Consider the following 13266-nt stretch of genomic DNA (forward strand, 5'->3'; position numbering starts at 1 on the left):
GGGCCTGAGCCCCGATGACCTTGCGGCGAGGCGCGACCATGGCGACGACCAATCCTGCGAACGACGCGGACCAGACCACCGACTGGATGCTCCGCATCCCGAAGGCCGACCGGGACCAGGGCCTCCTGGTGACGCCGGGCGGCAGCGGCAAGGCGACGGCCTACTCGCTCGTCTACGACGTCTACGTCCCGGCCGCGACCGCCGGCGGCTGGCTCCCGTTCCTCCAGACCGACCCCGACAATGCCGGCGACGCGGACCTGTTCGGCAAGATCGCCGACGGCAGCTACGGCGTCGGCATTGCCAGCGATTACAAGGGAGAGGCCAAGCTCGACGCCTGGAACCGCGTCGCCTTCACGGTCGAGATCGTGGACGGGAAGGTCACCCTCAACAAGTACGTCAACGGCGAGTGGGTCGGCAGCCAGAAGTCGGACGAGGCGGACCGCTACACGATCGACAAGGCCAAGGGATTCCTGATCTTCTCGGACGAGGACGGCGAGACCTCGCCGGCCTACCTGTCGAATTTCGCCTATGCGGAGAAGGCGCTGACCCCGGCCGAGATCGCCGGGCTCGGCGGGGCCAACCGCGAGGGCGTCTTCTCCGGCGCGCTGCGGACCGCGGTCCGGGCCGCGAACGGCAGCGAGTTCCGCTTCGCCGAGAATTCCCTGGCGCCGGAATTCGGGGACGTGACCCTGACGTCCCGCAACCTGTCGGCGCCGGTCGTGACCGCCGACCAGGCCGGCATCCCGCCCGCCCCGCCGCCGGATTGGATCATGACGGTCCCGGCCGGCGCGCGGAGCCAGAAGCTGCACCTGAAGCCGGGCGGCAGCGGGACCGCCACTTCCTACAGCATCGCCTTCGACGTCTACGTGGCGGCCGCCGACGCGACCAGCGGCTGGATCCCCTTCCTTCAGACCGATCCGGCCAACGGCAACGACGCGGACCTGTTCGGCAAGGTCTCGGGTGATCATTACGGCATCGGCATCGGCGGCGACTACGCGGGTTCGGCCAAGCTCGACGCCTGGAACCGGATCGCCTTCACGGTCGAGACCCGCAACAACGAGGTGGTGATCAGCAAGTACATCAACGGCGAACAGGTCGGCGTCCAGACCGTGTCGGACGCGGCCCGCTACGCGTTCGACAAGGCGGCGGGCGTGCTGATCTTCTCCGACGAGGACGGCGAGTCCTCGCGGGTCCATGTCAGCAACGTGGCCTTCATCGAGGCGCCCCTGAGCGACGCGCAGGTCAAGGCGCTCGGCGGCCCGAGCGCGGCCGGTATCGTGCCGCCGTCCCTCGAGCAGACCTTCACGGGCGCCAACGGCAGCGAGTTCCGCTTCGCCGCGCAGTCGCCCCTGGCCGCGACCCTCGGCAAGGGGGTGATCGAGGCCGAGAACGCCGACCTCGTGGTCGAGACCACCGGCGCCGCGGGCCTCCCGGCCGTCGCGCCGGCCCCGACCGGCCCGACCGCGCCGAAGCCCGTCCAGCTCCGCGCGATCAAGGACATGATGGTCACGCCGGATGCCGGCACCCTGACCGTCGATCTCGACCAGTACTTCACCGCCTCCGGCCTCCGCGACTTCAAGGCGACGAGTTCGGACGGCAAGGTGCTGGCCAGCCGCCTCGACGGCCGCAAGCTCCTGCTCGACGTCGGGGCGCTCGGCTTCTCCGACGTGCACGTGCAGGCGGCCGATGCCGAGGGGAAGGTCTACACGGATGATTTCCGCGTCCGGGTCGCCGGCCCGCGCGCCTACACGATCGTGGCGGTCCCGGACACCCAGGACTACGCCTATCCGGGCGAGCGCCGGAAGACTTTCGACGGGATGACGCAGTGGGTGGCGGACAACGCCAAGGCGCTGAACATCCGCTTCGTGACGCAGACCGGCGACATCACCAACGACAACAGGGCGGATCAGTGGACGGTCGCCAAGGAGGCGATGGCGCGGCTCAACGGCGTCGTCCCGTACTCGACGCAGCCCGGCAACCACGACCTGACCGGTAACGCGAAGGACTACAAGTCGCTGCAGTCGCAGTATTTCTCGATCGATTACATGCGTCAGAACTCGACGCTGGGCGGCGTCTACGATCAGGAGCCCGGCGAAACCCAGAACGCGTGGTACACGTTCGAGGGCGCCGACGGCACCAAGTGGATCGCGCTGTCGCTCGAATTCGGCCCGCGCGACGACGTCCTGCGCTGGGCCGGCGAGGTGCTGGACGCGCACCCGGATTACCGGGCGATCCTGACGACCCATCACTACACGAACATGGGAACCCGCGCCGACAACCTGTCCGGCCCGCTCTTCGGCGAGGGCACCGGCAAGGATTACGGTACCGGCAAGAGTCCCGAGAACCCCAACAACGGCGAGGACATGTGGCAGAAGCTGGTGTCCAAGCACACCAACATCAGCTTCGTGTTCTCGGGCCACGTGTTCGGCGACGGCGCCGAGACCATCGTCAGCTACAATGACGCCGGGCAGCCCGTCTACCAGATGCTCGTGAACTATCAGGACGGCGTCTCGACGGAGATCACCGGGAACGGCAACCCGGCCCGGGGCGGCAACGGCGGCAATGGCGCGTTCCGCCTGATCACCATCGATCCGGACAACAACCGGGTCGACACCGAGACCTACCTGTCGGCCTTCGACGAGTATCTCACCGGCTCGCGGGGTGATCCCGAGCCCTCGCGCAACGGCAAGGGCGGCGCACCCGCCCCGGGCGGCGGCGCGATCCAGCCCGTGACCTTCGGCCGGGACATTGTCGGGGACGGGCCGAGCGGCGTCATCGCCGTGCCGCGCTTCAATCCCCTCAACGGCCTCAAGGTCACGCCGGGCTTCGCGCCCTCCGACGGCGGCAGCACCTTCGGCGCCTACACGCTGATCTACGATCTCAAGCTGCCGGCCGAGGGCCACCTGTCCTCACTGTTCCAGGGCGATCTCGACAACCTCACGGACGGGGACCTCTGGCTCAACTTCCGCGACGGGTACGCGCTGATCGGCACGGGCGGCCATGACGAGGGCCGCGTGCCCCTCGACAAGTGGACCCGCCTCGCGATCACGGTGGAGCGGGCGGGCGCCGGCTACACGATGGGCAAATACGTCGACGGCGTGCTGCAGGCCACCCAGACCGTCGGCTCGCCCTACGACATCGGCGCCTCCGGCTTCCTGATCTTCGCCGACGACAGCAGCGAGACGATCGCGGCCTCGCTCTCCTCCTTCGCCTTCATCGAGAAGGCGCTGAGCGGCGACGAGGTGGCGGCGCTCGGCGGCCCGAGCGCCGCGGGCCCGCTGCGCGCGCCGCTCGCCGGCGTGAACGCGGTGCAGTTCGACTTCACGGACGGCACCTTCGCGCCGACGATCGGTCACGGCAGCATGTCGCAGACGATCGGCAGCAATGCGGGCGGCCCGCAGCTCACGGGAGCGTTCCGCGAGCAGCAGGAGACCCTCGCGAATACCGATCTGAGCGCGCCGAAGGTGCAGTTCGTCGCCCATGCGGGGGCCGACCAGACCGTCTCGGCCGGCCCGGCGACGCGGGCGAGCGTCCGCCTCGACGGGAGCGGGTCGACCGATCCGCAGCACCAGATCGCGCGCAGCGACTGGCTGAACGCGGATGGCGAGGTGATCGCCGCCGGGGCGGTGGCGAATGTCGAGCTCGGCGCCGGCGTGCACCGCCTGACCCTGCGCGCCACCGGGGCGAACGGCACGACCAGCCTGGACCAGGCGACCGTCGCGGTCGTCGACGCCCGGACCCTGCTGCAGGAGGATTTCAACGACGGGAAAGCCGAGGGCTGGGCGGCGCCGAGCGAGCGCTGGCAGGTTGCCGGCTCGGTCGCCTCGCGCCGCCAATCCGTCCCCGGCATCGCTCCTCCCGAGGGCGCGCTGCGGGCCTCCAAAGACGCCTCCGGGATCATGACCTGGACCGGGGAGGGCAGCCAGGATTGGTCGGGCTACACGGTCTCGGCCACCCTGAAGGCCGAGGACGACAAGGCGCTCGGCCTCGTCGCCTACTACAAGGACCCCAACACCTACTACGCGGTGACCTTCGACAACGCGAAGAACCAGCGCCTCCTGGTCAAGCGAAGCGCCGGGGCGGAGACGGTGCTCGCCCGCGAGAGCGGTCCGAGCCCCTACGACCGGCCCTTCCGGGTCGCACTGGCCGTCGAGGGCGGGAAGCTGCTCGCCACCCTGGACGGCGAGGCGCTGTTCGGCGGCGCGGTCGCGGATGCGAGCGCGCCGCTCGCCGGCGGCACCGTCGGCCTCTTCACGGAGGGGCAGCGCGGGGTGGTCTTCGACGACGTCTTCGTCGAGAAGGGCGTGCTCGTCGCGGATGCCGGCAAGGCCCAGCGCGTCATCGACCGGGACGGCGACGCCGTCGCCGCCGTCGACCTGTCGGGCCGCACCAGCTTCGGGGTCGCGGACGGCGCCCGCGCGCAGTGGAGCGAGAACGGCAAGGTCCTGGCGAGCGACCTCGACGCCCGCCTCGCCCTAGGGACCGGCGCGCATCTCCTGCGCCTCGACCTCGACGGCCCGTCCGGGCGGACGAGCGACACGGTCCGGGTCGAGGTGGTCGCGGCCCGGGATCTCCTCCTCGACGAGGATTTCTCCGCCGGCGCGCGGAACTTCCGCTTCGTGGACGAGGGCGAGATCGGCAAGGCGGCGGCGTGGTCGGTCTCCGACGGCGTCCTCCGGCAGGCGTCCGACCGCTACAGCCGCGAACTCGGCGGCAGCGGCGACACGGCGCCGAGCGCGCAGTGGAAGCTCAACTGGAGTCCGCTCGGCGACGGGGTGCACGCCCTGCGCAAGGGCACCTACGCCGTCTACGACGGCCCGGGCGCCTCGGAGTGGAAGGATTACAGCGTCGAGACCGATTTCACCGCTGCGCGCGGCGGGGTCGGCCTGCTCCTGCACTACCAGGACGACAAGAACTACTACAAGATCGAACTCGACGACACGACCGGTCTGGCGCAGCTGTTCAGCCTGAAGAACGGCATCGAGCAGACCCTGTGGCAGGGACCGATCCGCTACGACGCGGCCGGCCCGAACCACCTGCGCGCCGACATCGTCGACGGCAAGCTGCAGGTCTGGCTCGACGGCACCGCCCTCTTCACGCAGCCGGTGGCGATCCACGACACCGAGAAGGGCACCTTCGCGCTCTACAACTGGCACGGCGGGGGCGGCGTCACCTACGACAACGTCCGCGCGGTCGCCCTGGGCACCGGCGAGGCTCCGGTCGGCAAGACCCTGGTCGGCGGCGCCGGCGACGACGCGCTCACGGGCGGCGCCGGGGCGGACTCGATCATGGGCGGCGGCGGCAATGACACCCTGAGCGGGCTGGCGGGCAACGACGTGCTGGCGGGCGAGCAGGGCGACGACCAGCTCATCGGCGGCGACGGGGACGATTCCCTCGACGGCGGCGACGGCGCCGACCTCCTGTGCGGCAATGACGGCGCGGACGGTCTCTGGGGCGGGGCCGGGAAGGACCAGCTCTACGGCGGGGCCGGCGCCGACACGCTCGACGGCGGCGACGGGGCCGACACCCTGTTCGGCAACGAGGGCGCGGACTGGATGGCCGGTCAGGCCGGGGACGACGCGCTGGTCGGCGGCGACGGGAGCGACTCGCTGTTCGGCGGGGCCGGGAATGACTGGCTGGTCGGCGAGGCCGGGGACGACGCGCTCGTGGCCGGGGAGGGGAGCGACTCGCTGTTCGGCGGCGACGGGGCCGACTGGCTCGCCGGCGAGGCCGGGGACGACGCGCTGGTCGGCGGCGAGGGCACCGACTCGCTGTTCGGCGGCGACGGGAATGACTGGCTGGTCGGCGAGGGTGGCGACGACCTGCTGATCGGTGGCGAGGGGAACGACTCGCTGTTCGGCGGCGCCGGCGCGGATTGGCTCGAGGGCCAGGCCGGGGACGACGCGCTGGTCGGCGGCGAGGGCGACGACGTGCTGCGCGGCGGCGAGGGCAATGACTGGCTCGACGGCGAGGCCGGGAACGACGTGCTGGTGGGCGGCGCGGGCAATGACGGGCTGCGCGGCGGCGACGGGGCCGACTGGCTCGTGGGCGAGGCGGGATCCGACACGCTGAGCGGCGGGGCGGGCGACGACGTGCTGTTCGGCGGGGCCGGTTCGGACACGATCCAGTACGCGAGCGGCGACGGGCGGGACGTGGTGCGCGACTTCGTGACGGGCGGGGCGGAGCGGGACGTGGTCGCGTTCGGCCCCGGCCTGTTCGGCTCCTTCGCGGCCGTGCAGGCGGCGACGCAGCAGGTGGGGGCGGACGTGGTGATCACCGCCTCGGCCGGCAACACGCTGACGCTCCAGAACGTGCAGGCCTCGAGCCTCTCGGCCGAGAACTTCACCTTCGCCTGATCCCGACGGCCCGGGACGCCGACGCCCCGGGCCGTCGACCCTCTCGCATCGTCGGCGCGAGCCGATGGCTCGGCGAAATTGCGAGAACGCACCCAACGGTCATGACACCCGACCGTTGGGACGAGGCGGCGCCCGCTGCGCCGCGCAAGGTCCGGCAATCGGCCCCGGGGCCGATTGCCGGACCGCGTCGGTCTCGGGCGTGCCCTCGTCGGCGGTCCGATGTCGCGCCGCGCCCGGCGCAATCGCCGCGCGAAACGTTTCCCCGTCGGAGGATGGGGGCAATGACCGGAAGAATTCGGCTTCGATCTCCGCAGATGTGCCGCACCGGCGTTGGCGGATCTGCTTTCCGGTGACCGGCGGGTTGTGGATCGCCGAGATCGGTTTGGACCGCGGGGGACGCGTTCTTCATCGCGCTGTCGCAGAGCGACGCTATCGCTCCCGCCGCGGCGGCCCGGCAACGACACGCCCGCGCGACAGCGGGGGCCGGCCCGTTCGCGCCACGCCTCCCGGAGCGACTGATGACCGCGGTCCCGCACGTGCTCGCCAACGGCGACTTCGCACAGACCTGGAACGATCCCGGCCTGATCACCGCCGACGACGACTGGTCCGGGGTGCCGAGCATCGTGGGCTATCGCGGCGACGACATCACGAGCGTGGTCGGGGCCGACCCGCAGGCGCTCACGGGCGACGGCGCCGTCACGGCCGACGTCAACGCCAACCGGACCAACCCGAACGGCCTCACCGCCGGCGGCGTCGCCGAATTCGCCCTCGCCGACCCGGCGGTCGCGCTGCAGGGCTCGGGCGCCGCGGACGCCCCGAGCCTCGTCCTGTTCCTCGACGCGACCGGCCGCCGCGACGTGACCGTGTCCTACCGCCTGCGGGACCTGGAGGACGGGGCGGACAACGCCGTCCAGGCGGTGGCGCTGCAGTACCGGATCGGACCGGCGGGCGCCTGGACCAACGTGCCGGCCGCCTTCGTGGCGGATGCCACCGCGGGGCCGGGCAGTTCCGGCCCGGATATCCGCGTGCGGGCGGTGCTGCCGGCGGCCGCCGACGGCCAGGCCGGGCTCCAGGTCCGCATCATCACGGCGAACGCCGCCGGCAGCGACGAGTGGGTCGGGGTCGACGATATCGCGGTGACGAGCCAAGCCGCGGGCCCGGTGCCGGCGGCGCCGACGCTCCTGGACCCGGCTCCCTCGCTGGCGGGCGCCGCCGACGCCCCGGTCGGGACCGGCAGCCTGGTCGTGACCCGGCTCGGCGCGATCGAGGCCTCCGGCACCAACGGCGCCGAGGGCGGCGCGGAGGTCGTCTCCTTCGATCCCGCGACCGCGCAGCTCTTCACGCTCAACGCCCGCGACGGGCGGATCGACGTGACGCGGATCGGCGCGGACGGGGCGCTCACACGCACCGGCAGCATCGCGCTCGGCGACCTGCCCGGCTTCGGCACGGCCAACACCGTCGCGGTGAGGAACGGCGTCGTGGCGGTCGGCTACCAGAACGCCGATCCGCGCCAGAACGGCGCCGTCGCGTTCTTCGACGCGCGCAGCCTCGCCGCCCTGCGCGCGCCGCTCACGGTCGGCAACCAGCCCGACCAGCTCAGCTTCAATCAGGACGGCACGAAGATCGTGGTCGCCAATGAGGGCGAGCGGGCGACGGTCGCCGGCACGGCGGTCAATCCGAGCGGCTCGGTCTCGCTCGTCGACCTCTCGGCCGGCCTCGCCGGCGCCTCCGTGGCGACCTACGATTTCGCCAGCCTCGCCGGCCAGGAGGCGGCCCTGCGCGCCGCGGGAATGCGCCTGCCCCCGGGCGCGGGCGCCGTCGCGGATATCGAGCCCGAATACACGGCGATCAGCGGCACCACCGCCTACGTCACCCTTCAGGAGGCCAACACCGTCGCGGTCTTCGACATCGCCGGCGCCGCGCCGGTGCTGAAGGCCCTGAAGCCGCTCGGCGCCATCGACCGGTCCCTGCCCGGCAACGAACTCGACGCCTCCGACGACGGCGCGCCGACCCCGGCCGCGATCCGCATCCGCAGCGAGCCCGTGTTCGGCCTGCCGATGCCGGACGCGATCGCGACCTTCACGGCGCCGGACGGCCGGGTCTACGTCGTCACCGCCAACGAGGGCGACGCGCGCAGCGACGACAGCGACGTGGCGCGCCTCGCGACGCGCAGCCTCGACCCGACCGCCTTTCCCGATACCGCGACCCTGAAGCAGAAGTCCGAACTCGGCCGCCTCAACGTCTCGACCATCGACGGCGATACCGACGGGGACGGCGACCTCGACCGGATCTACACGTTCGGCGGGCGCGGCCTCTCGATCTTCCGCCAGGAGGCGGACGGCACCATCACCAAGGTCCGCGAGACCGGCGGCGAATTCGAGAAGATCATCGCGCGGGACTTCCCCGCCCTCTTCAACCAGAACCAGGGCAACGGGCAGGTCGACGACCGCTCGGACGACAAGGGTCCGGAGCCCGAGGGCGTGACGATCGGCACGGTCGCGGGCCGCACCTACGCCTTCGTGGGGCTGGAGCGGGTCGGGGGCGTGATGGTCTACGACGTCACGGTGCCGGCCGAGGCGGCCTTCGTGGCCTACCAGCCGCCCGCCGCGGGCCGCACGGACGCGGGGCCCGAAGTGCTGACCTTCATCGCGGCCGCCGACAGCCCGACCGGCCAGGCCCTGCTCGTGACCGCCAACGAGGTCGGCAACACCACGACCGTCTACCAGCTCGCCCCGCCGCAGACCGCGATCTCCCGGATCCAGGCCAGCGGCGACGCCTCGCCGCTGGCCGGCCGGACGGTCACCACCTCGGGCATCGTCACCGCGGTCGCCGGCAACGGCTTCTACCTGCAGGATCCGACCGGCGACGGCGACGCCGCCACCTCGGACGGGATCTTCGTCTTCACGGGCGGCCAGCCGCCTGCGGCGGTCGGCGACGCCGTCGAGGTCAGCGGCGAGGTCCGGGAATTCGTCCCCGCGCGGGCGGCGCGCGGCGCGCTCCCGGTCACCGAGATCGCCGGCTCGGTCACGGTGACGGTCCGCTCCAGCGGCAACGCCCTGCCGGAGGCCGTGCGGATCGGCGGCCCGGGCGGGCTCGCGCCGCCGACCGAGGACCTCGCGGCGGGCAGCGCCTTCTGGGAGAGCCTGGAGGGCATGCGCGCCACCGTGGCGGCCCCCCTCGCCACCGGCCCGACCAACGCCTTCGGCGAGATCTTCGCGGTGGCGGACGGGCGCGCGGGCGCCACCGGCCTCAACCCGGACGGCAACCTGCTGATCCGCGGCGGCGAGTCGGTCCTCGGCGCGGCCAACAGCCGGGGCGGCGACTTCAACCCCGAGCGGATCCGCCTCGATCCCGGTCTCGGCGTCACCCTGCCGAAGGTGAATACGGGGGCGCGGCTCGGCGACGTCACCGGCATCGTGACTTACAGCTTCGGCAGTTACGAGGTCGTGGCGACGAGCCCCGTCACCGTGACGGCGCCGAGCCCGCGGGTGAAGACCGGCGGCAGGCTGGCGGGCGACGCGGATCACCTGCTGGTGGCGAGCTACAATGCCGAGAATCTCGACCCGACGGACGGGGCGGCCCGCTTCGCCGCCATCGCCTCCGAGGTGCTGGGCAGGCTCAACACGCCCGACGTGATCGCCCTGCAGGAGGTGCAGGACGATGACGGGCCGGGCAACACCGCCTCGACCGTCACCTCGGCGGGGCGCACGTTCCGGCTCGTCGTCGAGGCGATCCGGGCGGCGGGCGGGCCGGACTACGCCTTCATCGACAACCCGTATATCGGCGACGACACCAACGGCGGCGAGCCGGGCGGCAACATCCGCACGGCCTTCCTGTACCGGACCGACCGGGTGAGCCTCGCACCGAACGCGGTGCGCAGCATCGCGCCCGATGGCAGCCCGATCACCGCGGGCCCTTCCGCCGACCAGCAGACCAACCCCGACAATCCCTTCTACGCGTCGCGGCCGCCGCTCGCCGCGGATTTCGTCTTCAACGACGAGACCGTCACGGTGGTGAGCAACCACTTCACCTCGAAGGGCGGCAGCGGCGCGCTGTTCGGCTCCGAGCAGCCGCCCTTCGACGCGGGTCAGCTGGCGCGGGCCGCCCAGGCCCAGGCGGTCAACAGCTTCGTGGACGGGATCCTGGCCGCCAGCCCGCGGGCGCGGGTCCTGGTGGCGGGCGACCTCAACGATTTCGGCTTCGAGGAGCCGCTCAGCGTGTTGAAGGGCGAGGCGACGCTCGCCGGCTACACGCGGGCCGGAACCGGCGTCACCTTCACCCGCGGCGGCACCGCCGTGCTCTCCGACCTGCAGGACACGCTGCCGGAGGGCCAGCGCTACGACTACGTCTTCGAGGGCAATTCCGAGACCCTCGACCACGTGCTGGTGACGGACGCGCTCGCGGCCGGTGTGCAGTTCGAGCCCGTGCACATCAACGCGGACTTCTTCGACCAGACCAGCGATCACGACCCGCTGCTGGCGCGCTTGGCCATCCCGGTCGTGGGACGCCTGCTCACCGGCACCGCGGCGGGTGACACGCTGACCGGCGGGGCGGGCGAGGACACGATCCTGGGCGGGGCAGGCAACGACTTCGCGTCGGGTCGGTCCGGGAACGACAGCGTGAGCGGCGAGGCCGGCGACGACCTCGTCTTCGGCGACGAGGGCGACGACGTCGTCGACGGCGGCGAGGACAACGACCGCGTCTCCGGCGGCGCCGGCGCCGACCGGGTCTTCGGCTCGGCCGGCAGCGACCTCGTCTTCGGCGAGCAGGGCGACGACGTCGTGGGCGCCGGCGAGGGCAACGACTTCGCGTCGGGCGGCGCCGGGAATGACAGCGTGAGCGGCGAGGCCGGCGACGATTACGTGTTCGGCGATGAGGGCGACGACCAGCTCTCCGGCGGCGAGGGCCGCGACAGCCTCTACGGCGGGCTGGGCAACGACGTCCTCACCGGGGATGCGGGCCACGACGTGCTGCTCGGCGAGCAGGACGACGACCAGCTCATCGGCGGCGACGGGGACGATTCCCTCGACGGCGGCGACGGCGCCGACCTCCTGTGCGGCAATGACGGCGCGGACGGTCTCTGGGGCGGGGCCGGGAAGGACCAGCTCTACGGCGGGGCCGGCGCCGACACGCTCGACGGCGGCGACGGGGCCGACACCCTGTTCGGCAACGAGGGCGCGGACTGGATGGCCGGTCAGGCCGGGGACGACGCGCTGGTCGGCGGCGACGGGAGCGACTCGCTGTTCGGCGGCGACGGGAATGACTGGCTGGTCGGCGAGGCCGGGGACGACGCGCTGGTCGGCGGCCAGGGGAGCGACTCGCTGTTCGGCGGCGTCGGGAACGACTGGCTCGCCGGCGAGGGTGGCGACGACCTGCTGATCGGTGGCGAGGGGAACGACTCGCTGTTCGGCGGCGCCGGCGCGGATTGGCTCGAGGGCCAGGCCGGGGACGACGCGCTGGTCGGCGGCGAGGGCGACGACGTGCTGCGCGGCGGCGAGGGCAATGACTGGCTCGACGGCGAGGCCGGGAACGACGTGCTGGTGGGCGGCGCGGGCAATGACGGGCTGCGCGGCGGCGACGGGGCCGACTGGCTCGTGGGCGAGGCGGGATCCGACACGCTGAGCGGCGGGGCGGGCGACGACGTGCTGTTCGGCGGGGCCGGTTCGGACACGGTCCAGTACGCGAGCGGCGACGGGCGGGACGTGGTGCGCGACTTCGTGACGGGCGGGGCGGAGCGGGACGTGATCGCGTTCGGCCCCGGCCTGTTCGGCTCCTTCGCGGCCGTGCAGGCGGCGACGCAGCAGGTGGGGGCGGACGCGGTGATCACCGCCGGGGTGGGCGAGTCGCTGACCCTGCAGAACATCCAGGCCTCGAGCCTCTCCGCCCGGAACTTCACCTTCGCCTGACCGCCCGATCACCTGGCCACTTGGGCGCGCCCGGGGGCGGGCAGCGTCGGTTGCCGCTCCGAAGGCGGCCCCGACCGGGGCCCCGCCCCTCCGAGGGCGAGGGCCGCGCGGGGCGCGCCGCGCGGACCGGCGCCGCTCACGGGAGCCGCGTCCGTCGGAGTTCGGACGGCGTGACGCCGAACAGTCGCTTGAACCTGTGCGTGAACCGTGACTGCGAGAGATACCCGCAACGCTCCGCGATGCGTCCGATCGGCTCCATGGTCGTTTGCACCAGGTGCAGGCCGTGGCCCAGTCTCGTCCTCTCCACCACGGACCTGATGCCCGTGTCCTCCGCCCTGATCCGCCTGCGCAGCGTCGTCGGGCCGACGGCGAGCCGCGCGGCGAGGCGCTCGACAGTCCACTGACCCGCCACGTCTTCGGACACGATGTCGTGGATTCGATGGCTCAGACTCCGACGGGCGGCAAGGCCGCCCACCTGGCGGTGACCAGAGAGATAAAGCAGCTGGAGGATTTCCTGCCTGCGAAAATGCCACAGTTCGGGCTGCGCGAAAGCGGACCATTCGATGTATTGTTGGAGTGTCTTGGCCAGGGTGCAGCCGATCTCCCCTTGAACCAGGGTCGGCTCTTGCGGCGGGCTCTCCTTGAACTGAGCGAAATCGGCGTATTCAAACTCGATGAGCAGGGCGAGGTACTCCTCGCTCGGAATGTTTCTCATGTCTATTTTGGTGGTGTTGGGCAGAAACAGAAAATTCTGCGCTGGACACACGATGTCGTCCGCTTTTCCAAGTTTCTTGACGCCCGCCATGACGCAGATCAGGAGCGGCTTGCTGATCGGGGCATTCAGGATGCGCTGCTCCTTGAGGGATGTGTAGACCGAGAATGGCCGCGGCGTTGCGGCCGTCGCATTCCGCTTGATGGAGAGGATGAGGTCCCGCAGGGCTCACAGGCGGTCACGGCGGACCTCGAACGTCACGTCATCCTACCGGCTATTCTCACGACGTCGA

The 13266-nt window shown here is 71.9% G+C and carries 3 protein-coding genes; 2 read left to right on the forward strand and 1 reads right to left on the reverse strand.

Features of this window, described 5'->3' with window-relative positions; all coding sequences use genetic code 11:
• The first annotated feature begins 38 nt into the window (after positions 1-38).
• A complete protein-coding gene (locus M446_RS07990) occupies positions 39-6356 on the forward strand; it encodes a LamG-like jellyroll fold domain-containing protein (protein ID WP_012331600.1) in 6318 nt (2105 codons plus the stop codon).
• 518 nt (positions 6357-6874) lie between these two features.
• Positions 6875-12262, forward strand: coding sequence for a choice-of-anchor I family protein (locus M446_RS07995; RefSeq protein ID WP_012331601.1), 5388 nt, complete (start codon positions 6875-6877; stop codon positions 12260-12262).
• A gap of 136 nt (positions 12263-12398) precedes the next feature.
• On the opposite strand, the gene M446_RS08000 is transcribed toward M446_RS07995, so the two are convergent.
• Positions 12399-13067 (reverse strand): helix-turn-helix transcriptional regulator, encoded by a 669-nt coding sequence (locus tag M446_RS08000; RefSeq protein WP_012331602.1) that lies wholly within the window; start codon positions 13065-13067, stop codon positions 12399-12401.
• Between the last annotated feature and the right edge of the window lie 199 nt (positions 13068-13266).

The sequence above is a fragment of the Methylobacterium sp. 4-46 genome (genome assembly GCF_000019365.1).
GTDB lineage: Bacteria > Pseudomonadota > Alphaproteobacteria > Rhizobiales > Beijerinckiaceae > Methylobacterium.